General features: G+C 72.1%; 16 protein-coding genes. 7 read left to right on the top strand and 9 right to left on the bottom strand.

Going from position 1 to position 24,316, the window contains the following annotated elements:
* Nucleotides 1-6: 6 nt before the first annotated feature.
* Nucleotides 7-1,974: an acetoacetate--CoA ligase gene (locus OHT77_RS37060; protein WP_328832721.1), complete on the bottom strand. Its 1,968-nt coding sequence runs from the start codon at nucleotides 1,972-1,974 to the stop codon at nucleotides 7-9.
* A gap of 214 nt (nucleotides 1,975-2,188) precedes the next feature.
* Here OHT77_RS37060 and OHT77_RS37055 point away from each other — a divergent pair, with 214 nt between their 5' ends.
* Nucleotides 2,189-4,555 (top strand): glycoside hydrolase family 31 protein, encoded by a 2,367-nt coding sequence (locus OHT77_RS37055; RefSeq protein WP_328832719.1) that lies wholly within the window; start codon nucleotides 2,189-2,191, stop codon nucleotides 4,553-4,555.
* A gap of 2 nt (nucleotides 4,556-4,557) precedes the next feature.
* Here the strand turns inward: OHT77_RS37055 and OHT77_RS37050 are convergent, their stop codons facing one another.
* Nucleotides 4,558-5,094: an NUDIX domain-containing protein gene (locus OHT77_RS37050; protein ID WP_328832718.1), complete on the bottom strand. Its 537-nt coding sequence runs from the start codon at nucleotides 5,092-5,094 to the stop codon at nucleotides 4,558-4,560.
* A gap of 233 nt (nucleotides 5,095-5,327) precedes the next feature.
* On the opposite strand from OHT77_RS37050, the gene OHT77_RS37045 reads away from it, so the two are divergent.
* The 5 genes from OHT77_RS37045 to glpK all read left to right on the top strand — a co-directional run bounded on the left by OHT77_RS37045 (nucleotide 5,328) and on the right by glpK (nucleotide 11,346).
* A complete protein-coding gene (locus tag OHT77_RS37045) occupies nucleotides 5,328-5,750 on the top strand; it encodes a Zn-ribbon domain-containing OB-fold protein (protein ID WP_328832717.1) in 423 nt (140 codons plus the stop codon).
* A complete protein-coding gene (locus tag OHT77_RS37040; RefSeq protein ID WP_328832716.1) occupies nucleotides 5,750-6,940 on the top strand; it encodes a lipid-transfer protein in 1,191 nt (396 codons plus the stop codon). Before OHT77_RS37045 ends, OHT77_RS37040 begins: the two co-directional genes overlap by 1 nt.
* Before the next feature lie 100 nt (nucleotides 6,941-7,040).
* A complete protein-coding gene (locus tag OHT77_RS37035; protein ID WP_328832715.1) occupies nucleotides 7,041-8,693 on the top strand; it encodes a GGDEF domain-containing protein in 1,653 nt (550 codons plus the stop codon).
* A gap of 335 nt (nucleotides 8,694-9,028) precedes the next feature.
* On the top strand, nucleotides 9,029-9,754 hold the full coding sequence (locus OHT77_RS37030; protein ID WP_266766853.1) for an MIP/aquaporin family protein: 726 nt from the start codon (nucleotides 9,029-9,031) through the stop codon (nucleotides 9,752-9,754).
* A gap of 80 nt (nucleotides 9,755-9,834) precedes the next feature.
* Entirely contained in the window at nucleotides 9,835-11,346 is a 1,512-nt protein-coding gene (gene glpK / locus OHT77_RS37025) for a glycerol kinase GlpK (RefSeq protein ID WP_328832714.1), read from the top strand.
* A gap of 102 nt (nucleotides 11,347-11,448) precedes the next feature.
* On the opposite strand, the gene OHT77_RS37020 is transcribed toward glpK, so the two are convergent.
* Genes OHT77_RS37020 through OHT77_RS37005 form a run of 4 tightly spaced genes read right to left on the bottom strand, consistent with a single transcriptional unit; the run spans nucleotide 11,449 to nucleotide 15,774 of the window.
* A complete protein-coding gene (locus OHT77_RS37020; protein WP_328832713.1) occupies nucleotides 11,449-12,054 on the bottom strand; it encodes a GTP-binding protein in 606 nt (201 codons plus the stop codon).
* Nucleotides 12,055-12,103: 49 nt separating this feature from the next.
* Nucleotides 12,104-12,499: a DUF742 domain-containing protein gene (locus OHT77_RS37015; RefSeq protein WP_328832712.1), complete on the bottom strand. Its 396-nt coding sequence runs from the start codon at nucleotides 12,497-12,499 to the stop codon at nucleotides 12,104-12,106.
* A 9-nt stretch (nucleotides 12,500-12,508) separates the two neighbouring features.
* Nucleotides 12,509-12,940 (bottom strand): roadblock/LC7 domain-containing protein, encoded by a 432-nt coding sequence (locus OHT77_RS37010; RefSeq protein ID WP_266766856.1) that lies wholly within the window; start codon nucleotides 12,938-12,940, stop codon nucleotides 12,509-12,511.
* On the bottom strand, nucleotides 12,937-15,774 hold the full coding sequence (locus OHT77_RS37005; RefSeq protein ID WP_328832711.1) for a sensor histidine kinase: 2,838 nt from the start codon (nucleotides 15,772-15,774) through the stop codon (nucleotides 12,937-12,939). Before OHT77_RS37005 ends, OHT77_RS37010 begins: the two co-directional genes overlap by 4 nt.
* Before the next feature lie 419 nt (nucleotides 15,775-16,193).
* Between OHT77_RS37005 and OHT77_RS37000 the strand changes: the two genes are divergently transcribed.
* Nucleotides 16,194-16,793, top strand: coding sequence for a hypothetical protein (locus OHT77_RS37000; RefSeq protein ID WP_328832710.1), 600 nt, complete (start codon nucleotides 16,194-16,196; stop codon nucleotides 16,791-16,793).
* A 16-nt stretch (nucleotides 16,794-16,809) separates the two neighbouring features.
* Here OHT77_RS37000 and OHT77_RS36995 read toward each other — a convergent pair whose 3' ends face one another.
* The 3 genes from OHT77_RS36995 to OHT77_RS36985 form a co-directional block, all read right to left on the bottom strand.
* The gene (locus OHT77_RS36995) at nucleotides 16,810-21,618 is read right to left on the bottom strand and encodes a hypothetical protein (RefSeq protein WP_328832709.1); all 4,809 of its coding nucleotides are present in this window, start codon (nucleotides 21,616-21,618) and stop codon (nucleotides 16,810-16,812) included.
* A gap of 49 nt (nucleotides 21,619-21,667) precedes the next feature.
* Nucleotides 21,668-22,546: a hypothetical protein gene (locus OHT77_RS36990; protein ID WP_328832708.1), complete on the bottom strand. Its 879-nt coding sequence runs from the start codon at nucleotides 22,544-22,546 to the stop codon at nucleotides 21,668-21,670.
* A 136-nt stretch (nucleotides 22,547-22,682) separates the two neighbouring features.
* Entirely contained in the window at nucleotides 22,683-24,209 is a 1,527-nt protein-coding gene (locus OHT77_RS36985; RefSeq protein ID WP_328832707.1) for a hypothetical protein, read from the bottom strand.
* Nucleotides 24,210-24,316 lie beyond the last annotated feature (107 nt).

The raw sequence follows: 24,316 nt of genomic DNA, 5'->3' as shown, positions 1-24,316 counted from the left end.
GGCCGATCAGGCGCGTTTGCGGGCGAGTTCCTCGTAGAAGCCCAGCAGGCCGAGGTTGTCGATGGAGCCCGGGTTGACCGCCTTCTCCAAAGGGGTGCCCTGGAGGAGGCGTTTGACGGGTACCTCGATGCGCTTCCCGGTGAGGGTGTGCGGGACGCCGGGGACCTCGATGACCTCGTCGGGCACGTGGCGTGGGGAGAGCTGTTCGCGGATCGTCTGCTTGATGCGGGCCAGAAGGGCGTCGTCGAGGACGGCTCCCGGGGCGAGGTGCACGAAGAGGGGCATCCAGTAGCCGCCGTCGGGCTGCTCGATGCCGATGACGAGGGACTCCTTGATCTCCGGGAGCCGTTCGACCGCTTCGTAGATGTCGGCCGAACCCATGCGTACGCCCTGCCGGTTGAGCGTGGAGTCGGAGCGGCCGTGGATGACGACGGAGCCCCGGGAGGTGACGGTGATCCAGTCGCCGTGGCGCCACACTCCGGGGTACGTGTCGAAGTAGCTGTCGTGGTAGCGGGTGCCTTCGGGGTCGTTCCAGAAGTAGATCGGCATGGACGGCATCGGGTTGGTGACCACGAGTTCGCCGACCTCGCCGACCAGGGGTTCGCCGTTCGGGTCCCAGGACTGGAGGTCGGTGCCGAGGCCGGGGGCCTGGAGTTCGCCGATGTACACCGGGAGGGTCGGTACGGCTCCCGCGAAGCAGGAGCAGACATCCGTGCCGCCACTGACCGAGGCGATCCAGAGGTCGTCGCGGACCTCGTCGCGCAGCCAGCGGAAGCCGTCCGGGGGCAGTGGTGAGCCGGTCGTGGCGACGCACTTCACCTTGGAGAGGTCGAAGTCGCCCGACGGGTGGACGCCGGCCTTGCGGCAGGCCATGACGTACGCGGCCGAGGTGCCGTAGAGGGTCGCTCCGGTGCGTTCGGCGATGCGCCACTGGGCGGCGGTGTCGGGGTACCCGGGGCTGCCGTCGTAGAGGACGATCGTCGTGCCGGTCAGGAGGCCGGAGACGAGGAAGTTCCACATCATCCAGCCGGTCGACGTGTACCAGAAGAAGCGGTCCTCGGGGCCCAGGTCGCAGTGCAGGCCGAGTTGTTTGAGGTGCTCGACGAGGATGCCGCCCTGGGACTGGACGATGGCCTTGGGGAGGCCGGTCGTGCCCGAGGAGTAGAGGACCCACAGGGGGTGCTCGAAGGGGACCTGTTCGAAGACGGGCTCCGCGTCGGCCGAGGTCAGGGACGACCACTCCAGGGCGCCTTCGGGGGCTTCGGTGCCGAGCAGGGGGATGTGCACGACGGCGCGCAGGGTGGGCAGTTCGCGGCGGAGTTCGGCGACCGTGTCGCGGCGGTCGTGCTCCTTGCCGCCGTAGCGGTAGCCGTCGACGGTGAACAGGACGACCGGCTCGACCTGTTGGAAGCGGTCGAGGACGCTGCGGGCGCCGAAGTCCGGCGCGCAGGACGTCCAGACGGCCCCCACGGCGGCCGTGGCGAGCAGGGCGACGACGGCCTGGGGAATGTTCGGGAGGTAGCCGCTGACGCGGTCTCCGGGGCGTACGCCGAGGGTGCGCAGTTCGGCGGCCAAAGAGCCGACCTGGCGGCGCAGCTGCGACCAGGTGACCGGGGTCGGTTCGTGGGTCTCGTCGACGTACAGGAGGGCCGGTTCGTCCGCGCGGGTCGCCGCCGCGCGCAGGGCGTGCTCGGCGTAGTTGAGGGTCGCTCCGGGGAACCACTGGGCGCCGGGCATCGAGCGGTCGCCGAGCACGCGCGCGTAGGGGGTCGAGAAGCGGACGTCGAACCACTCGGTGACGGCCTGCCAGAAGGTGTCCAGTTCGTCGACGGACCAGCGGTGCAGTGCCGCGTAGCCGCCCTCGGCGGGGGCTCCGTGGTGTTCGGCCGCCCAGGACTGGAACCTTGTGACCTGTGCCTGGGCGATGCGTTCCGGATCTGGCTGCCAGAGCGGCAGGGGGTTCGCGGTCGACATGGGGCGGCTCCCGGGACTGTGCGCGTCGTGTGCGTCGGTCGCGCACGGGCGGGGGTGTGCGCGTGACGCGGCTGACACGGACGATGCCATGTGATCGACTTCTACACCAGGGCGGGCTCCACATAGTCCGTGTCGTGAAGATGTGGTCCCACCACGGGTGAACGGCAGTTGAACGACACGGTTATGCGGCGCTTGTAATGGCAGGGTGAGCAGCATGGACGGTCGTGACCTGGTGCGTTCGGTGAAGGTGGTCGGTTCGACGGGGGCGGCGCAGGGTTTGCGTACCGTACGGGCGGCGTGGCGCAGGAGGCGTGCCGATGCCAGCGGGCTGCCCGCGCGCGGGGCGGAGCGGGCGCGGGTGCCCGGCCCGGTGCGGGACGCGGTGCCGGGCCCCGGTGGCGGGATCGTCCGGTTCAGCCGCTCGGAGCTGCGCATCACGGTCGCCGTGAACGGAGCCGTCTTCTGGGGCTGGGACGGGGCCGGTCCCGAGCCGTCGTACGCGCTCGGCGGGCGGTGCCCGGAGCCGGATCCCCGGGCGGTCCTGGAGCCGGACAAGGACGGCGGCTGGCGGGTCGTGGCGGAGCGGGTGACGGTCGCCGTGTCGCGGCACGGCGCGGTCGAGGTGCGTACGCCCGGAGGTGTGACGCTGCGCCGGGATCTGCCGCCGCGGTGGTGGGAGCCGGTGGGCGGCGGCACGGCGCGTTGGATGCAGCGCTCGGAGGTGGCGGCGGACGCCCGGTTCTTCGGGCTCGGCGGGCGCGCTTCGGGCCCGCGGTTGCGGGACGGGACGTACCGGCTGTGGAACACCGACCCCGGGCACGCCTTCGCGCCGGGTGACGATCCGCTGTACGTCACCATGCCCGTGCAGCTGGTGGTGGCCGACGCGGCGACGCATCTGGTGTTCCACGACACCTCCTGGGACGGCACGGTGACGCTGCGGGAGGGCGAGGAGGGTGCCGGTTCCGGGCACGACCGGGCCGGGACGTCCGACCTGCGGATGGACGGCGGTCCGCTGCGCTGCTGGGTGGTGGTGGGCACCCCCGCGCGCGTGCTGCACGCGTGGGCCTCGCTGACCGGTGCTCCCGCGCTGCCGCCGGCGTGGGCGCTGGGGCACCATCACGCGCGGTGGGGCTTCGGCAGCGAGCAGGAGGTGCGGCGGATCGTCGCCGGCTACCAGGAGCACGGTCTGCCGCTGGACGCCGTCCACCTGGACATCGACCACTACGACGAGCACCAGGTGTTCACCGTCGACCACGAGCACTTCCCGAAGCTGCCGGTGCTCGCCGAGGAGCTGCGGCGGGACGGCATCCGCCTGGTGTCCGTCGTCGACCCCGCGGTGAAGGCCGTGCCCGGGAACGCCGTCTACGACAGCGGTACGGCCGAGGACGCCTTCGTGCGGGACGCCTCTGGGCGGCTGGTGCGGGGAGTCGTATGGCCCGGGGAGGCCGTTTTCCCGGACTTCACGCACGCGCGTGTGCGGGAGTGGTGGGGCGGGCTCTACAAGGAGCGGCTCTCTCAGGGGTTCACGGGCTTCTGGCACGACATGAACGAGCCGACGTCGTTCGCCGCATTCGGGGAGTCAACGCTGCCGCGTTCGGCCCGGCACGACCTCGACGGCCGGGGCGGCGATCATCGCGAGGCGCACAACGTGTACGCGCTGTGCATGGCGAGAGCCGCCTACGAGGCGTTGCGCGAACTGGCCCCCCAGGAGCGGCCGTTCCTCTTCTCGCGCTCCGGGTGGGCCGGGATGCAGGTCTACGGGGGAACCTGGTCCGGCGATGTGGCCACCGGCTGGCCGGGGCTGCGGGCCTCGCTGTCCCTGGTCATGGGGCTCGGGCTGTGCGGGGTGCCCTACTCGGGGCCTGACGTGGGCGGTTTCGACGGGAGTCCGTCGCCGGAGCTGTATCTGCGCTGGTTCCAACTGGGCGCGTATCTCTCGCTGTTCCGGACTCACGCGAGTCTGCGTGCGGGGCGTCGGGAGCCCTGGGAGTTCGGTGCCGAGGTGCTGGAGCACGCGCGCGTGGCGCTCGTCGAACGGCGGCGGCTGCTGCCGTACTTCATGACGCTGGCCCATCTGGCGCGGCGGACCGGGGCGCCCTATGTGCGGCCCCTGTGGTGGGGCGCTCCCGAGGATCGCGCGCTACGGGACTGCGAGGACGCCTTCCTGCTGGGCGACTGCCTCTTGGTGGCGCCGGTGCTCGACCCGGGGTCGGACCGGCGGGCGGTGCAGTTGCCGAGGGGGCGCTGGTACGACACGGAGACGGAGCGGGCCTATGAGGGGCCGGCCCAGATTCTCGTCGACGCCCCCTTGTCGCGGATTCCGGTGCTCGCGCGCGCGGGTGCCGTGCTGCCGGTGCGGGGAGCGGACGGCGGGCTGGAGCTGGAGGTGTGGGCGCCCGCCCGGGGACGGACCGGGGGCGGGCTGGTGGTGCCGGACGCGGGCGACGGCTGGGACGAACCGGAGATCGAGCGGTACGTCGCCCGCTGGGAGGGCCGGCGGGTGGTCGTGGAGCAGGAGGGGGAGGACGGCGTGAGCGCGCCGTCCTACCCGGTGCGGGTGCGAGGGCTCGGTGAGGGCTGACCTCAGATGTACCGGCCTTCGAACCAGGCCTTGACGGCCACGGAGTGCAGCGGGAAGGCCAGCTCCTCCGGCCTGCGCAGGAGGTGCCAGCCCTCCGTCTCGTCGGTGGCGGCGGACTTGGGCAGTCCCTCCACCGGGCGCTCGGGAAGGACCCCGAAGAGCAGGAGATGCCCGTCGGGCGAGCTGATGGCGTCGACGAGCCGTACGTCACGGCTCGCTGCTTCGATGCCCGTCTCCTCCCTGAGTTCGCGGACGAGGGCCTGGCGCCAGTCCTCGCGGTCGTCGACGTAACCGCCCGGGAGGGCGACGCCTCCGCGCGCGGGAGCGACGGTTCGGGTGATGACGACCAGGGCGGTGCCCTTGGTGTCGTACACGGGCTGGAGTGCGACGGCTACCGGCAGCGGGTTGCGGTACGCGACGGTGCCGCAGGCCGGGCAGGTGCGGGGCCAGCCGGAGACGCCCTCTCCGTAGGGCGATCCGCAGCTCGAACAGTGGCTGTTCGGCCCGGAGTTGGGGACGGAGGCTTGAGTTTCGGACACCCGGCGGACTGTATCCGATCAAGCGGAGGGCGTCTTTCCAGGGGCCGCGCGTGAACGGGAAACGGCCGGAACCACCCCCGTGGGCCCCGGCCGTCTCTCCCGATACGACGACGCCGTGAGGGGCTCGATGGTTCAGCGAAACGCCCTGCTCATTTTCCGTTGCCCGTGGCACACTTCTGACGTTCCGTCAGATCCAGTGCTGTGGAGGGACGTTGTCGCGGACACGCACACCTGTGGTCACCGATTGGTTCACCGGGGACGGGGACGGCTTCCGGCTGCTGGGCACGCGCTGCTCGGCGTGCGCCTCGGTCTTCTTCCCGCGGGAGGACGCCCACTGCCGCAATCCGGCCTGCCGGGGCGGCGACCTGGAGGAGGTCCCCCTGTCGCGGCACGGCCGTGTCTGGTCGTACACGGACAGCCGGTACCGGCCACCGTCACCGTATGTGAGCGATCCGGAACTTCCGTGGGAGCCGTACACGTTGATCGCTGTGGAGCTGGAGTCCGAGCGGATCGTGGTGCTGGGACAGGCGGTTCCCGGGATCACCGTCGCCGATCTGGCGGTGGGCATGGAGGTGGAGGTCGTCCCCGGGGTGCTCGACGAGGACGCGGAGACGACCTGGACGACCTGGCACTGGCGGCCTGCGGGGGTGGCGTGATGACGGCGGACGTAGCGGTGCTCGGCGCGGGCATGCACCCCTGGGGCAAGTGGGGGCGCGGCTTCGTCGAGTACGGGACGGCGGCGGCCCGGGCGGCGCTCGCCGACGCGGGACTGGAGTGGCGGGACGTCGGCTCGATCGTCGGCGCGGACACGGTGCGTGGCGGTTATCCGGGGTACGTGGCGGGCGCGACGTTCGCGAAGGCACTGGGCTGGCAGGGCGCCCGGGTGGCGAGCGTGTACGCGGCGTGCGCGTCCGGGGCGCAGGCCGTCAACGCGGCGCGGGCGCAGCTTCTTTCGGGGCTCGCGGACGTGGTGCTGGTCGTGGGCGCCGACGCCGCGCCCAAGGGGTTCTTCCGGCCGGCCGGCGGCGAGCGGCACGACGATCCGGACTGGCTGCGCTTCCGGGTCCTGGGGGCGACGAACCCGACGTATTTCGGGCTGTACGCGCGTCGGCGGATGGCCCTCTACGGAGACACCCCGGAGGACTTCGCCCAGGTCAAGGTGAAGAACGCGGCCCTGGGGGCGCTGAATCCGTACGCGCGCTACCGCAAGCGGGTCTCCGCCGAGGAGGTCGCCGCCTCCGCGGTGGTCGCCGATCCGCTGCGGCTGCTCGACATCTGCGCGACCTCGGACGGCGGGGCGGCCCTGGTGCTGTCCACCATGGAGTTCGCGCGCCGGCACGGAGCGGCGGACCCGGTGCGGATCCGGGCGGTGTCCACGGTGACGCCGCGTTATCCGAACACGGTGCTGGACCTCCCGGACATCGCCACCGACTCCGCGGCGGCGGTGGCACCCCCGGACGAGACGTTCCGGGCGTCGATCGCGCGCGCGGCCTACGAGGAGGCGGGCGTCGGCCCGGAGGACCTCTCACTGGCCGAGGTGTACGACCTGTCCACCGCCCTGGAGTTGCAGTGGTACGAGGACCTGGGGCTGTGCGGCGAGGGCGAGGGCGCCAAGCTGCTGCGGGAGGGCGCGACGGCTCCGGGCGGGCGCATACCGGTGAACGCGAGCGGCGGACTGGCCTCCTTCGGGGAGGCGGTTCCGGCGCAGGCGATCGCCCAGGTCTGCGAGTTGACCTGGCAGTTGAGGGGCGACGCGGGCGAGCGGCAGATCCCGGGGGCGCGGGTGGGACTCACCGCGAACCAGGGACTGTTCGGACACGGGTCGGCGGTGCTCGCCGTGCGGTGAGCGACGGCGTGTCCCGCACCCCGTGCGACCGGCCCGCAAGGCTGCGTGAACGTCTTATGAACTGGCCCTGGGCGTACGCCGGTGACGTCATCATGCTGCCGTGCGCTCCACGACGGATACTCTCCGCTTCGCCTTCCAGCCGGTGGTCAATCTGACCACCGGAGGGATAGCGGGCCTGGAGATCCTCGTCCGCCCGGAGACCGGCGACATCCTGGCCGAGGCCCGCCGCGACCCCGAACTCGACGGCAGGCTGGCCGTGTTGGCGGTCCGCGCCGCCGCGCGCAAGGAGACGCTGCTGCCGCTGCACCTCAACGTGTTCGCCGGCACGCTCGCCGATCTCGGCGGCCTCACCCCGCTGCACAGCGCGGTGCGCGAGGCGGGACGGCTGCCGTGGGAGGTCACGGTCGACATCGGCCCGCCGTACACGCACGTGCCCCGGCGGGCGCTCCTGGAGGCGGTGTCCGAGCTGCGGGGCCAGGGGTTCCGGATCTGCGTGGACGGCGTCGGCGACGGTGACGTGCCCCTGCGGCTGCTCACGGATCTCGCGCCCGACCTGGTGAAGCTCGACGCGTCGCTGCTGGATCGGCCGGCCGCGGTGCGGGCGATGCGGACGCTGTGCGAGCAGTTGGGTGCCCTGCTGTCGGTGGAGGGCGTCGAGACCGAGGCGCAGTGTGCCGCCGCGCGGGCGGCCGGGGCGCAGTTGGCGCAGGGCGAGCTGTTCGCGCCGCCGACGCGGATGCCGGCGGCGGACGTATACGTTCCGCCGCGCGCTCCCGGGCTCGCGGCGACACCGCCTTCGGGGCCGTGGGTGCGAGAGTTCGTCCGGCCGGCCGCGCTGCTGCCCGACACGGCGTCCGCCGGTCAGGTGCGGGCGCTGCTGACCGGCTCACCGGACGTCTCCGGGGTGGTGCTCGTGGACCGGGACGGGGTGCCGGTGCGGTCGGTGCACCGGTCCCGCTTCCTGCTGTCGATGTCGGGGCGCTACGGCCACGCCCTGTACGCCGACCGGCCCGCCGCCAAGCTCGGTGACGTGCCGCGGACCGTCGGCGACGACGCGACCGCCTGGGAGGTCCTGGACGTCGTCGCGGTCGGCGACGCGGACCGTACGTCGGACGATGTGGCGGTGGTCGACCGCTACGGGCGGTGCGTCGGCGTCGTACGGCTCGCGGATCTGGTGCGGGCGCTGGCCGAGACACGGGTGGAGGAGGCGGCGGGGCTCAATCCGCTGACCAGGCTGCCCGGTTCGGACACGATCACCGGTGAGGTGGACCGGCGGATCGTCGACGGGCGGACGTTCGCGCTGAGCTGGCTGGATGTCGACCACTTCAAACAGGTCAACGACGGGGCCGGGTTCGCGGCGGGCGACGAGCTGATCCGCTCGGTCGGGCGGGCGCTGCAGTCGGCGGCGGCCGGGCACACACGCGTGGGACACATCGGCGGGGACGACTTCCTGGTGCTCACCGATCCGGAGGGGCTGGCTCCGTTGGCCGCCGCCGTGCTCGACGTGCGCTGGGAGGCGGGCGGCAGGCCCGTGACGCTGTCCCTGGCGACCGTCCTGTGTCCGCCGGGCAGTGTGACCGACCACCGGCAGGCGGCCGCGTGTCTGGCGCCGCTGAAGAAGGCGGCGAAGGCGCTGGACGGCACGAGTTGGGTGCTGAACCGGGCGGGGCTGACCGAGTACGAGATCCTGCGCGGAACGCGCGTGACGCCCGTACGGGCCGACCGCAGGACCGCGGAGTCCCCCGGGCGCTGAGCGCGGCCCGGCGGCCTTCTGCGGGGCGCCAGGGGCCGTCTGAGCGGGTGTCACCGTTGCGGTCCGCGACCTTGACGCTCCCTGGACGCCGGTGAACACTTCCCGGTGTCGGTCGACATCGCCGTACATTCTCGGCGTACCAGGCACTGCGCCGCGCTGGCTCCGCCTGCGCTCAGGCCCACTTCCCATGGGCGATTCGGCCACGACGGCACGCTCGTCACGGACGCCGGGCGGGGCTCGGGACCCTCCCTGCCTTCGGCTGAAGTCGCCAAGGGAACCGCACCCTGCACGGAGGACCGGGGCCGACCGTCCCGGGCGAGGGCCTAGGAGCCGCCATGAGCAATGGAGACATATTCCTCGGTGAGGTCATCGGCACCGCGATCCTGATCCTCTTCGGCGCCGGCGTGGTCGCCGCCGTCGTACTGAACTACTCGAAGGCGAAGGACGGCGGCTGGATCGTCATCGCCTTCGGCTGGGGCTTCGGCGTGATGGCCGGGGCGTACACCGCCGCCCCGCTGTCCGGCGGGCAGCTCAACCCGGCGGTCACCATCGGCATCGCCATCGACACCGGGAAGTGGGACAAGGTCCCGCTCTACATCGCTGGCCAGATGGTGGGCGCCATACTCGGCGCGGTGCTGTGCTGGCTGGTCTACTACGCGCAGTTCCAGGCCAACGCCGAGGAGGAGATGGCGCAGCCCACGCTCGGGATCTTCTCCACCTCGCCCACGATCCGCAACGTGGTGGCGAACCTGATGACGGAGATCATCGCGACGATCGCTCTGGTGCTGCCGATCCTGGCCTTCGGGCTCACCAAGGGACTCGGCACCTCCGGGACGGCGGTGCTGGTCGTCTCCTTCCTGGTGGTCGGCATCGGCCTGTCGCTCGGCGGTCCCACCGGGTACGCCATCAACCCGGCCCGTGACCTGGGCCCGCGCATCGTCCACGCGCTGCTCCCGATCCCGAACAAGGGCACCTCGGACTGGAGTTACGCGTGGATCCCGGTGGTGGGACCGCTGATCGGCGGGGCGCTGGCCGGGGTCATCTTCAACGCAGCCTTCTGACAACGGACTTCGAGGAGCAGCCCGCCGCAGGACGGGGGCAGCCCTCCGCAGGAGCCGAAGGACACGACAAAGGGGTCGTCATGACGGACAGGTTCGTCGCCGCAATCGACCAGGGCACCACCTCCAGCCGCTGCATCGTCTTCAACCAGGACGGCGCGATCGTCGCCGTCGACCAGCGTGAGCACCGCCAGATCTTCCCCAAGCCGGGCTGGGTGGAGCACGACGCCACCGAGATCTGGTCCAAGGTGCAGGCGGTGGTCGCCGGGGCGATCGCCAAGGCGGGACTGCGCGCCGACCAGCTGAGCGCGCTCGGCATCACCAACCAGCGGGAGACGACGGTCCTTTGGGACCGCGCCACCGGCAAACCCGTGCACAACGCGATCGTGTGGCAGGACACCCGCACCGCGGCCCTGTGCAAGCAGCTCGGCGGCTCGGACGGCCCCGACCGCTTCCGCGAGCAGACCGGACTGCCGCTCGCCAGCTACTTCTCCGGTCCCAAGGCGGCCTGGCTGCTCGACAACGTGCCTGGCCTCAGGGACCGTGCCGAGCGCGGCGAGATCGTCTTCGGCACGATCGACTCCTGGCTGATCTGGAACCTCACCGGCGGCACCGACGGCGGCAAGCACGTCACCGACGTGACGAACGCCGGACGCACCATGCTGATGAACCTGGAGACCCTCCAGTGGGACCAGGCCATCCTCTCCGCGATGAACGTGCCCGAGGCGATCCTCCCCGAGATCAAGTCCTCCGCCGAGGTCTACGGCACCGCGGTCGGCCAACTCGCGGGCGTGCCCGTCGCGTCGGCCCTCGGCGACCAGCAGGCGGCCGTGTTCGGACAGGCCTGCTACGACGTGGGCAACGCGAAGAACACCTACGGCACGGGCAGCTTCCTGCTGCTCAACACCGGGAACCGGCCCGTCCCTTCGAAGAACGGGCTCCTGACGACGATGGGCTACAAGATCGGCAGTGAGGCGCCCGTCTACTGCCTGGAGGGATCGATCGCCATCACGGGCGCGCTCGTTCAGTGGTTCCGCGACCAACTCGGCATCATCCGCAGCGCCGACGAGATCGAGACCCTGGCCGCGAGCGTGGACGACAACGGCGGCGCGTACATCGTGCCCGCGTTCTCCGGCCTGTTCGCCCCCTACTGGCGCTCCGACGCGCGCGGCGTCGTCACCGGGCTGACCCGCTACGTCACCAAGGGGCACCTCGCACGCGCCGTCCTGGAGGCGACGAGCTGGCAGACGCGAGAGGTCGTGGACGCCATGTTCCAGGACTCCGGGGTACAGATCACCACCCTGAAGGTCGACGGCGGCATGACCAAGAACAACCTCCTGATGCAGCATCAGGCGGACGTCCTCGACGTACCGGTGATCCGGCCCAGGGTCTCGGAGACGACCTGCCTGGGCGCCGCCTACGCGGCCGGGCTCGCCACCGGGGTGTGGAACGACCTGGACGAACTGAAGGCGCACTGGCAGAAGGACGTCGAGTGGACGCCCTCCATGGAGCCGTCGGTACGTGATCGCGAATACCACAACTGGCGCAAGGCGGTGGAGAAGAGCTTCGGCTGGGAGGAGGACGGCGACAACTAGGCACACGCGTGTGCCTAGTTCACGGGGCACACGCGCGTGCGTGCCGTTCCGCGAGCTGCGGCCCGTACCCCGGTCGGCGGGGGCACGGGCCGCCCCCGCGCCTCAACTCGTGACGATCTGGCGGCGCTTGGCGCCGTAGGCCATCGCGTGCTGGACGACCTCGATGAGGACATCCTTGACCGAGGCCCGGTCGCGCGCGTCGCAGAGCATGAGGGGGACGTCCTCGTCGAGGTCCAGGGCCTGGCGTACGGCGTCCGCGGGGTAACGGTCCGCGCCTTCGAAGCAGTTGACGCCGACGACGAAGGGTATGGAGCGCCGCTCGAAGTAGTCGAGGGCGGCGAAGCAGTCCTCCAGGCGGCGGGTGTCGGCGAGCACGACGGCGCCGAGCGAGCCCTCGGACAGCTCGTCCCACATGAACCAGAACCGCTCCTGCCCCGGCGTACCGAAGAGGTACAGCACCAGGTCCTCCCGCAGGGTGATACGGCCGAAGTCCATGGCCACCGTGGTGGTGTGCTTGCCCTCCACCCCGCTGGTGTCGTCGACCGGGCGCCCGGCCTCGGTGAGCAGTTCCTCCGTGCGCAGCGGCCTGATCTCGCTGACCGCGCCGACGAGGGTCGTCTTGCCCACGCCGAAGCCGCCGGCCACCAGGATCTTGAGCGTGACGGGCTCGACCGGAGGCTTGCCTCGCTCAGAACGCCCGAAGATCATCGATCTGTACTCCTGCTCGATGGGGTAGGGGGGCGGTGGCTCGCACCGCTCACAGGGCCCGGAGGCCGGAAATCACGTCGCGCAGAATACTCTCGTCCACCAGTTCGGCAGGGGGTACGGGACGTGACACATGGACGAGCTCCCCGTCCACGAGATCGCCGATGAGGACCCGTATCACCCCGATGGGCAGGTCGAGTTCGGCGGCGAGTTCGGCGACCGACTGCGGGGCGTCACGGCAGAGGCCGACGATGTCCACGTGCTCCGGGGACAGCGCGTGGTCCGCCTCAGACCCGTCGTCCTGGGACTCGGCGATGACCACCGCGATGAGGTCGAGGCGGTGCTGGGCCGCACTGGTCGTGCGGCCGCGCGTCATCGCGTACGGCCTGACGACCGGTCCGGCCTCGTCGTCGAACCAGTGGCTTCTTCCCTGACCGTCTCCGCTCATGTCATGTCACTACCCGCCCAGAGGCAGGTCGGTGCGCGGAGCGGCCCCCAGATGCACACCGACCCGCTTCACGAGCAGGGTCATCTCGTAGGCGACCTGGCCGACGTCGGAGTCGGCGTCGGCGAGGACGGCGAGGCAGCTGCCGTCGCCCGCGGCCGTGACGAACAGGAAGGCCTCGTCGAGTTCGACGACCGTCTGCCGCACGCTGCCCGCCTCGAAGTGGCGGCCGACGCCTTTGGCGAGGCTGTGGAAGCCGGAGGCCACGGCGGCCAGGTGTTCGCTGTCCTCGCGGGTCAGATCCTGGGACACGCCGGTGGCGAGGCCGTCGCCGGAGAGCACGATGGCCTTGCGGATGCTGGCGACACGCTCGACGAGGTCGTCGAGGAGCCAGTTCAGGCCACGCTGGTCGGTGCTGTGGCCGGTCGCCTTCGGTGCGGTCATCGACCGTCCCCCTTAGTTCCTTGTGCTGTGCCGCCTGGGGCGTCGTCGCCCGCGGCGTTCTCCTCGCGGCCGCGCTGCCAGCCGCGCTGGAGCGAGGCCATACGGCTGCGCACCTCGTCGGCGTCGCGCTCGGCGACCTCGGCCGGGCTCGCGGCGCGCCGCTCGGGGTCCTGTTTCAGCTGCGGGGCCAGATTGGCCTGACGTACACGTCTGGGCAACGCTCCCGTGTCGGATCCGGTCCGGCCCGGCGGAACCTCGGGTTCCGGAGCACTCGACGCGATCTCGGCACGCCGGGTGCGCCTGGGCAGCGAGGGTGTCTCGGGCGGCTCGCCAAGACCGCGCCCCGGGGAGGCGGGTGGCTGCGCGGCTTCGGCACGTCCTCCGGGGACGTCGGTACGGCGCCGTAGCGGCGTGTCACCGCGTCGCCGGGCGGGGAGCGGTGCGGGGCCGTCCGGCTCCGGTCCGCCCAGGGTCGGGGCGGTGGAGGGACCGTCGAAATCGGCCTCTCCGGAGTCCCCCGTTTCATGCCGGGAGCGCTGCTCCACGACCGGGCGTCCATGCGAACTGACCAGCTTGGGCGTACGGCGCCTGGGCAGCGGAAGCGGCTCGCCGCGGCGGCCGTCCGTGTCCGCCTCGGGGACCTGCTGATGCTGTTCCACGGGGCGCACGGGAGCGAGGTCGTCGCGGTGGGTGGAGGCGCGGCGGGGGCGGAAGATCCCGCCGCGCTCGCCGTCCTCGTCGTCGAGCGAGTTCGGGAAGCCTTCGAGGACGTCGAGGTCGACGGGGGCTTCCAGTTCGACCGGGCCGTCCAGGAGGGCGGGCGGCAGCCCTGGCAGCTTCACGGGCATCTGGGAGAGCGCGGAGCGGTGGCCCTCCTCCAGCTCGGCCTCCTTGGTCGGCCGGGGCCGGTCGAGGCGGAAGCCGATGCCGTTGGTGTCCGGGACGTCGTCGCTCAGCAGGGCGTCGGGGATGAACACGACGGCGGTGGTGCCCCCGTAGGGCGACGGTTGGAGCGAGACGCGGACGTTCTGCCGCTGGGCGAGCCGGCTGACCACGAAGAGGCCGAGGCGGTCGGTGTCGGAGAGCTCGAACTCCGGTGTCTCGGCGAGCCGGAGATTGGCGTCCAGGAGCGCTTCGGCCGCCATGCCGAGGCCCCGGTCGTGGATCTCCAGGGTGAAGCCGTTGGCGACCCGCTCCCCCACGACCTGGACGGCGGTGTGCGGCGGGGAGAACACCGTGGCGTTCTCCAGGAGTTCGGCCACCAGGTGGGTGAGGTCCGCGACGGCGGGACCGGTGACGGCGATACGCGGCAGCCTGCGGACCTCGATGCGCTCGTAGTCCTCGACCTCGGCGACGGCCGCGCGGACGATGTCCATGAGCTGGACCGGCTTGCGCCACTGCCGGGACGGGGCGGCCCCGGAGAGGATCACCAGGCCCTCGGCGTGCCGGCGCATACGGGTCGTCAGGTGGTCGAGGCGGAACAGGTCGGCGAGTTCGTCGGTGTCCTCGGTCCTGCGCTCCATGGTGTCGAGCAGGGTGAGCTGCTTGTGCAGCAGGACCTGGCTGCGGCGGGCGAGGTTGACGAAGACCTCGGAGACGCCGGAGCGCAACTCGGCCTGCTTGACGGCGGCTTCGACGGCCGCGCGCTGGAGGGTGTTCAGGGCCTGGCCGACGTCGCCGATCTCGTTGCGGTCGTACTCGAGACGCGGGACCTCGGTCTCCACGTCGACCACTTCGCCCACGGACAGGCGGCGCATCACGCTGGGCAGCCGGACGCCGGACGCCTCGTGGGCGTCCAGGCGGAGTTGGCGCAGGTCGCGGATGAGGCCGCGGCCGATGCGGACGGACAGGAACAGCGAGAACAGGAGGGCGATCAGCCCCAGGACCCCGGCGACGGCCGCCTTGAGGATGACGTTCATCGCGACGGGACGGACGCGGTCCTGGTAGCGGTCGTTGGCCTGGTCGTCGAGGGTGCCGAGCTTGTTCAGCACGGCACCGGCGGCGGTGTTCCAGGTCTGCGCGGTGACGTTGTGGAGCGACCCCGACTCCGAGGAGGCGGCGGCCTGTTCGGCCACGCGCAGCGGTGCGCTGGCCGCGTTCTTCCAGAAGCGTTCGAAGTGCCCGCGCTCCGAGGCGGGCAGCAGCGGCAGGTTGACGTCGTACATCAGGGTGCGCTGCGCGACGAGGTCGGAGATGTCGCGGGTCTCGTCCCGGGTGAGCTTGCCGACGATCAGGGAGGAGCCGAGCAGGGCGTCCTCACGGGAGAGGAACTCACGGGCCCGGGCGAGGTTGACGAGGGCGCGGTACTGCTTGTCCATCTCCACGTTGTCGACGACGTGGAGGTTGGTCAGCAGGACGTAGCACGGGTCGACGAGGTGGTTGTAGAGACCGAGGGCCTGGGTCCGGTTGACGGTGCCGTCCTCGACGCTGCGGCGCAGCGACTGGAGTCCGTCGAAGGCGTCGAGGACCGCGGAGACCCGGCTGTCGGTGCCCCGTCCCATCGCGTCGCGGACGTCCGGGTTCTGGGCGTTCCTACGGATCTTGGCGACGGCCGCGTCGGTCGCGGCGCGGCTGCGGCGGAGGTCGGTGAGGCCGTCGGCTGCGCGCGGATCGGCGAGATAGACGAGGGACTGGCGGCGTTCCCGCTGGATGACGCGGACGGTGTCCTCGGTGGGGTAGCCGATCTTCTCGACCACCGACGACACGTTGAACAGGTCTCCGGCCGCACGGCCGGTGATGACCGTGGCGAACGCCCAGATCGCGGTCAGGGACACGAGGGGCACGAGAAGGAGCGCCACGATCTTCCGGCGGATGGACTTCCCGCGAAAGCGCATGGTCTCCCCCAGCTGGACCCCCGCCGGCCGGGGGCACACATGTGCGTCAACAAACGGCGCGAGCCTACTACTGACACAGAGGTAACTCGAAGGGCTGTCCGGAGCCTGAACGCCCGCCGCAGCGGCGAGACATGGGGAGTTGTCAGGTCATTGCGGGAGATTGCCGCCCCGATATCCCCAGGATCGTCACACCCCACCCGATCGGTCCACTTGGCCAGTTGGCCGGAATTTTTCGCCTGCTTGGGAATCTTCGTGGCATGTTGTTCGTCTTTCTCTACGGGACATGGGGAGCGGAACCGGCCACACGAGCCGCATCCGCAACCGTGCGGCGTAAAACAGCGCAAGCCGGGCACCCACTGGGGAGCCGAAGTCTTCGGACTCGGAGCGAGTGGGTCACCGGCGGTGGGGAGGACACGTTGATGGGCACGGCGGAGCGGCAAGAGGCGCTTGAGGACGGCGTGGCGGCGCGGTCGACGGCGCAGCGGCGCCGTGAGACACCGGATCGCGGTATTCCGGCAGAGGGTTACGTGACGACGGGCGGCGAGGCTCCGGCGGGCTCGGGCAAGCCCATGGCGGCGGATTTCGACGAGCCGCGTCCGGCTCGCACGAGCACACAACAGCGGGAGTACTACCGGCCGTTGTGGATCGAGGAGCCCGCGCGCAGGCGCCGGCTGCCCGACCCGGTACGCACGGCGGCGGTGCGGGCCGTGATCATCATCGCGGTGACGCTGATGCAGGCGACCGTGGCGTTCCTGTGCACGATGGCCGGCTCCTGGCTGGCCTTCCCGATGGTGATCAGCAGCGTGGTCAGCACGGTGGTGGCCACCTGGGGCGCCCTGGACGTCTGGGTGACCCGCCAGACGTGGAACCAGCGCAATGGTGTGGTCTCCGAGCCCAGCAGCACGGCGAGGGCCCTCCGCCGCGAGCGGCGTCGGGCCCAGCGTCAGGCGCGGTCCAGCGAGCGGGCCCAGGAGCGGATAGCCCGCAAGGCCGGCTCGGGCCAGCTGTCCCACTCCTGAGCTTCGTCCACGGGGCCTACGGAGCGGTCGGCTGACGTTCGTCCGCGGAGCGGTCGGGCGCCGGACGCTTGAACATCCGGGTCGCCGTGATCTCGCTGTGCACCGACTCGCCTTCTCCGGCGGGGGCCTGCTGCGGCAGCCCCGGCCGGAGGTGCTCCTCCACGCTGATGTACTTGAGACCCGCCCGCAGGTCGGCGTCGTTGCGCAGCCGGATCACCAGCGGGAACTCGGCGAGCGCCGTGGTGTCGAACAGGCCGGTGGTGTACAGGAGTTGGACACCGAGCGCATCGGACACGGCGCGCTGCAGCTCCAGCAGGTACGTGGCGTTGGCCCGCCCGATGGGGTTGTCGAGGAAGAGCGTGCCGGCGTGCCGGTGCTTGTCCCGGCCCCGGTCGTTCGAGCGCAGCGCGGCCATCGTGCAGTACAGGGCGATGGCGGCGGTGAGCAGCTGACCGCCGGAGAAGACGTCGCCCATCTGCCCGACGGGCACCCGCTCCGCGCGCAGGACGGCGTCCGGCTTGAGGATCTCGACGGCGACGCCCTTGGGCTCCAGCGCGGCACCAACTCCCCGCAGCAGCAGGGACATTCCGTCGCGTCGCATGTCGGAGTTCTTCTTCACCGCGGCCCGGGTCGCCTCGTCGACGACCTCACCGAGCCGCTCGGTGAGCGTGGCCTGGTCGGGCTCCTCGAAGCGGATGCGGAGGAACTCCTGCCCGGACCACTCGCCGAGCCCCTCGGGCAGCCGGGACAGCCGCTGCGCGGACCGCAGGGTGGCCAGCGCCGATTCGACGAGCCCGCGAAGCCGGTCCACGATCGAGTCCCGGTTGCGCTCCAGCTGCGCCAACTCGTCGGTGAGGACGCGGAGTCGGGGCGCGAAGGCGTCGGCCCACTTCTGCGCGTGCTCGGGCAGCGCGGACGCGGGCAGCTCACGGATCTGCTGGCGCGCGGGGGTCCGCACCTGCTCGTAGCGCGTGGAGTTGGCGTGCCGCACGAGGACATCGCTCGCCTCGCGGACGGCGCTCTCGGCGGCGGACAGGTCGGTGGCGCAGCCGCGCAGTGAGCGACGGGCCTCGGCGGCGGAGTGCCGGGCCTCCTCCAGACTGCCGGGGTACGGCTCGGGCTCCTCCTGCTCCTCGTCCGAGGAGTGCTCGCGCAGCAGGTCACGGAGCATCGCGGCGGTCTCGTCGAAGCCGCCTGCCCCGTCCTCGGCGGCGCGGTGGGAGTCGAGGAGTTCGGCATGCGCCTCGCGGGCCCGGCCCAACGCGTCGGTGCGGGAGCCGAGTTCGGCCGTCGCCGTGCGCAGCAGGGCCTGGGCGTGCTCGGCGTCGCGCGGGACCAGGTCCTCGGTCAGCTCGGTGTGCGCCTCGCCGTCCTCGGGCGCGTGCCGCTCCGCCTCGCCGCGCAGCCGTCCGAGTTGCTCGCTCGCGGTGGACACCCGGGTCTCCAGCAGCTGCACCAGCTCCTCGGCGCGCGCCGCGGCGGCCTGCCGGGAGGGCCCGTCGGAGCCGTCGGGCGACTCCAGCAGCTGTGCCGCGCGGGTGCGGACCTTGTTGCTGAGCCGGTCCAGCTCCGCGATCGCCGCGCTCTCGTCGCTCTCCGCCCGCGCCTGCTCGGCCCGCAGATCGGCACCAACGCCGACCTTCTCGTAGAGCTGCGAAGCGGCCCGGTAGGCCTCGCGGAGGGCGGCCAGCGCGGGCTTGGGGGCGTCCGCGTCGTCGTCCGGTACGTCGTCGGGGGCGCCCGCGATCTCGGAGCGCTCGGCGCGCAGGGCACGGGCCGTGCGGCGGGCGTCGTCGGCGGCGCGCTGGGCGGCGCGGCGGTCCTCGTCGGCGGCTCGGGCGCGCTCCAGGCAGGACTGGGCACGGGCCTCCGACTCGCTTGCCTCGTCGGCGAGTTCACGGAGTTTGACCTGCCAGCCGGCGCGCTCCCTGAGCCGGAAGGCGAGTCCGGCGAGGGCGTCGGCGGCGCGGCGGGTCTTCTGGGCGGTCTCCTGCCGCTCGTCGCGCACCTGGGCGGCCTCGGCGGCGGCTTCGTCGGCCTCGGCCCGCAGGGTCCGCGCCTCGGCGAGCTCGGCCTCGGCCTCCTCGGCGAACGCGCGCGTGTCCTGCGCGGCCCGCGCCAGCTCGACCAGCCGCCCGCTCGGGCAGCCTGTGCGCCAGGACGCGAGCCGTGCCGCCAGCTCCCGGTCCTTGCCGAGCCGCGCGGCGAGCGTGCGGATCTCCTCGTCGCGCTGCCCCGCCCGCGCGCGCAGCGCCTGCCGCTCCTCGTCGGCGGCGTGCTCGTCGTGCATGGCCGGGTTCGGCGGTACGAGGAAGACGTCGCCGGTCTGCGCGTCGGGCGCCGGGGTCGGGGCGAGGAGGGCGGCGGCCGTACCGACGGCCACGGCGGACCGGGGCAGCAGGGCCGCTTCGCTGAGGGCCTCACGGGCACGCGCGTGCGTGTCCGGGTCGGTGATGATCACGCCGTCGACCAGCTCGGGCCGGGCGGCGAGCACGCGCGCGTGGTCGGTGGGGTCGACGGCCTGCGCGAGGTAACGCCAACCGGGCAGGGCGGGGATGCCGTGCTCGCCGAGGTACTCGACGGTGGCCAGCACGTCCGGGCCTGGCGGCAGCAGCCCGCCGTCGCCGAGCGCCCCGAGGATCCGGGAGTCGTCGGCGGCGGCCGTGCGCAGATCGAAGAGGTGCCGCTCGGCGGAGGAGACCCCGTCGTCGAGCAGCTCGCGCAACTCGTCGGCGAAGCGGTCGAGTTCCTCGGGGGTGAGGGGGCCTTCGGCAAGGGGGCGGGCGGGCTTGGCGGCGGAACGGCCGCTTCCTGCACCGCCGTTGACCTGAGTGCGTGCGTCCGACTCGCCATCGTCACCGGCGGCGCCCTCAGCACCGTGACCGGCACTGCCTACGGCCCCGGCGTCCCCCTGTCCGGTCGCCGCTCCGTCGGCACCCCGCGGCACCGGCACACCACCGCCGACGCCTACGGCACCAGCACCGGGCAGGCTGAGCAGCTCGGCCAGCCGCTCCTCCCCCGCCAGCCCCTCCGCGAGGCGCCGCTCCGCGTCGTAGGTCCGCTCGGCGGCGGTCGCCGCGTCGGACGCGCGGGCCGCCGTCAACTCCGCGCGGGATTCGGCGGAAGCGGCCTCGCGGGCATGCTCGGAGGCCTTGCGGGATGCCTCGCGCGCGCTGTCCCAGGCGGCCACAGCGGTCTTCTCGGCGTCGCTCGCGGCGAGGGCCGCGCGGGCCGGGTCGGCGTCGGGGGCGCTGTCGTCGAGCCAGCCGGCGCGCACCGCCTCGGCGGTCTCCTGCTCGACCTCGGACAGCCGCTGGCGCAGATGCCCGACCTCACTGCGGGCGCGCTGCGCCTCGGTGGCGGCAGAGGTCGCGTCCCGGTGCGAGGTCTCGCCGACCTCCTGGAGCGCGGCGGAGCGCTCCTCGCCTTCGTTGGCGAGGTTCTCGGCGCTCTCGGCGGCCGCGTGCAGGGCCCTTACGAGATCGACGGCGGCCTTGGCGCGGGCGGCGAGCGCCGGTGCGGCGTCCCGCTCGGCCTCGCGGATCGCGACGGCCACGCGCGCGGAGCGGTCGGCGGCGGCACGGTGCCGCAGGACGGCCTCGGCGGCCTGCCAGGCGGCGTGCAGGGTGCGCGCGTCGGCGAGCTCGCGCTTCTGCGCGGCGGCGGACTTCTCCATCGTGGCGAGTGCCAACGAGGCGTGCCGGTAGGCCAGTTCGGCGGCGATCAGCGCGCTGCGCTCACGGGCCCCCTCGGCGTGGGTGACGGCGTATGCGGCGGCGGTGACCCGCTGGGCGAGGTCGGCGGCCCGCACCCGCTCCTGCGCGCCCCGCGCGGAGAGGCGTCGGGCCAGGGTGCGCGTACGGCGCTCGGCGCCGATGTGGATGTCACGCGCGCGTGCCCGCGCTTCGGCGGCCTCGACGATCCGGCCGAGGAGGTCCACGGAACCGGCCGTGAAGTCCCGCTCGGCGATCAGTTCGGCCCGCCGCCCCAGCTTGTTGCCGAAGCCGCCGACCAGGTCGGCGAGGCCGTCGGTGTCCCGGGTGTCGGTGACCGCGCGGAGCAGCAGGTCGGTGAAGTCGGAGTCCTTCTTGACCGCGAAGAGGCCGGCGGCCTCGCCCTCGTCGGCGTTCATCTCCCGCTGGTAGCGGAAGAGTTCGGGGTCGAGGCCGAGGTCGCCGAGGTGCTCGATCCAGCGGTCGTGGATCTCCTCCCAGTGCACTTCGAGGTGCGGATAGGCCTTGCCCGCCTCGGTGAGCGCGTCCCGGAAGCCCTTCATCGTGCGCCGTCGGCCCTGCGCGCCGGACACGCCCTCGACGGACGGCCGTACGGAAGTGGCCTCGGCGACGGGGAGGTTGTCGAGGCTGAGCCCGGGCCCGGGCCGGAACGAGTACCAGGCCTCGGCGAACTTCCGCGGGTCGTTGGAGACTTGGCGCCCTCGCCACTCGCTGACCTTGCCGACGACGACGCACTCGCCGGTCAGCGTGTGCTGCCACTCCAGGGCGACATGGCCGCAGTCGTCCGCGAGGAGGAACTTGCGCAGCACTCCGGAGCTGGCGCCGCCGAGGGTGTTGCGGTGGCCCGGCAGCATCACGGAGAAGATCAGCTTGAGCAGGACGGACTTGCCGCCGCCGTTCTCCAGGAAGAGCACGCCGGCGGGCGCGGGGCGCAGGGGCGGGCCGACGGGCTCGTCCGCGAAGAACTCCGCCTGGGTGGGCGCGGGGTCGGGCACGGGCTTGCCCACGCCTCGCAGGTCAAGCACGGTGTCGGCGTAGCGCGCACCGGCGGGCCCGATGGAGTAGAGGCGGACCCGGGACAGCTCGTACATGGCGGACTCTCGTCGTAAGTCTTCGGCAGGTGGGGGGAGTCGAGGAGACTCAGGAGTGGAACGGCAGCCCGGCGTCGGCCACCAGCTCCAGATCCTCGGTGTCCTCGGCGGGCATCAGGGTCGCGGTGCCGTCGGTGACCGGGACGACGCCCAGCTCCAACAGCTCGGCCATGGCGGCGCTTCCGGCCATGTCACGCACCTGGAGCTGATAACGCGCGGTCGTGCGATAGGTCCCGCCGCTGTCGTCACCGGTGCGCTGCAGGAACCCGGAGTCGGTGAGGAAGGCGGCGGCCTTGCCGACGATCCCGGTGGTCGAACCGGCCAGTCTGCGGGCGTCCTTGGTGGCTCCGGTGGCACTGCGCCTGACCCAGATCCGCCAGGCGGCCTCCAGCCCGGGGGCGTCGGTGGCCGGGTCGGTGTTCATGCCCTGCTCGTCGGCCCGCTCCTCAAGACGACGGCAGGCCTGCCGCACAAAGGCGTCGACCCCGTTGACCGTGACCCGCCCGATGTACCCGTCGTCGGCCAGATCCTCGGGCCGCGGAAACGCCATGGCGGCCACGGCGAGATGCGCGAGCCCGTGCAGGAACCGGTCCCCGGAGTCGGCGGCGGTACGACGCGCGTAGTCCCCCATCCGTACGGCGAACACCGAGTCCTCGGCGGCAGTCACCGCCATCCCCGCGCGCGGGGACACCTCCAGCACGACCAGTCCGAGCCCGGCGGCAACGGCGTCGGCGAGCCGGGCGAACGGCGGATCTTCGCGGTACCGGCGGAGCAACTCCGCGTACTCCTGGTCGCGCGCGGGCTGCAACTTCGGCTGCAGCCCGAACGCGACGAGACGAGCCGCGTCGGCGGCGTCGGCGGGCGTGATGACGGCAGTCACCGGCGCGGCGGCGACCTCCGGCTCACTCCATTCGACGGTCTCACTCACGACGACAACTCCTTGAACTCGAAGGCAGGGCTGGGGCCGAACGCCCTTTCAGGGGCGCGGGGCTGTGACACGTGCGGCTCCGCCGCGTGGACGCGACCAGCCACCACGGACGCGCGCCCGAACAACCACCGGACCATCACGCCGCATCACTCCGTCCTGCGGCCATCCCCACCGTGTCCAGAAGGGCCATCCCGACAATGAGGTCGGCCCCACCGAACTCCGGATCGTCCAGTTCGACCCCGTCATCCACGGCGAACAGCAACTTCGGCTCGCCCTGCCGATAGGCCGTACCAACAGGCGGACTGGCCGCATGCACGGCCAACAGGGCGACCAGATAAGGAAGTTCCGGATCCCGCCGCCGCGCGTCCGCCAGCAACCCCGACAGGCGCCGAGGCGCATCCGCAGGCAGATCGAGCAACTCCATGGCCGCGGCCAGCTGCTCCTCACTGAACCGGCTGTCATCCGGGGTGGCGATGAGATCCGGCTCAGGCATCTCCGCCCCGAGATGCTCCCGCTCCTGGGGCGGCGTCAGCAGAACATCGACAAGGTCCCCCACGCGAACGGACACCGGCGTGCGCAACCCCGTCCCGCGAGCGAAGAACGCGTCCGTGACCCGGATCGCCTGCTCCAGGGGCAACGGCATTACAGGCGACAGGAGATGCCCGTAGAGGTCTATCCCCGAGGTGGTCATCGGCGTGGCGAACGCCTGCCGGTCCTGCTCGGCACGGAACAACGGCCCGGCCTCCAGAAGCCGTGACTGAAGCTGCGTGTGCCGCCGGATGCAGTCCTTGACGATGTCGACCAACTCGGCCGCCCGCCGCTTCTGTTCGGCGTCCTCGGACTCGTCACGGGCCTTGCGGATGTTGGTCAGGATCGCATTCTCATGGCGATACCGGTCGGCGACGTGGTCGAGGGCCTCGGCGATCATGTCCGGCACGGCATTGAGCCAGTCCACCGCGCGGACATTGCGCCGCGTAGCGTCCAGCGCGCGCCGGAGCGTCTCCGAGTACTGCACCGTCCGGTACCGGGCCTGCTCCGCGGCGAGCTGCGCGTCGGCGAGCCGACCCCGGCTGATCAGCACCTCCAGCTTGACCTCGGCGGCGATCTGCGCGCTGGTGACGTCGGTGTCGAGGGCGCCCACCAGGACGTTGACGGCCTCGTCGGTCGTCCGGAGGTAGACGCTGCCGCCGTAGCCGGGGACCTCTTCGATCAGCTTGAAGTCGTAGTCGCGGCGCACATACGTGCCGTCCTGGGCGAACGTGCCGTACACCGTGCGGAAGCCGCGGTCGACGCTGCCGACGTTGATCAGGTTCTCCAGGACCCAGCGGGCCACGCGCTCGTGCTCGGCGACGGGACGCTGGGGGGCCTGGGCGGCGATGCGCGGGATGAGCCTGGCCACTATCTGGTCGTGGTCCGCGCCGGTGTCGAAGTCCATGTTCAGGGTGACCAGGTCGATGGCGGCGAGGGCCACCTCGGCCATGCCGTAGACCGAGTACTCGCCGGCCAGGTTGGCCTTGCGTACGTCGAGGTCGTGCAGCGGCGCGGTGCACGCGAGCGCGCGCAGCCGTCGCGCCAGTCCCTCGTCGGCGGCCGGGCCCGGGGCGGGGCGCGGCCCCGCGCTGAACTGGGGCGGAACGCTGTCCGTCGATGCAGGCGAAGTCACGTTGCACAGCCTAGGTCCTCGGTCTGACAACGACCCAAACGACGCAGAAGCGACTCCCGCCCCGGCCGCGTACGCGGGCTCCGCCGAACCCCACGCCCGCCTCAGCC

The organism is Streptomyces sp. NBC_00252 (assembly GCF_036187565.1).
Taxonomy (GTDB): Bacteria; Actinomycetota; Actinomycetes; order Streptomycetales; family Streptomycetaceae; genus Streptomyces.
This window is presented reverse-complemented; position numbering and strand designations above follow the sequence as displayed.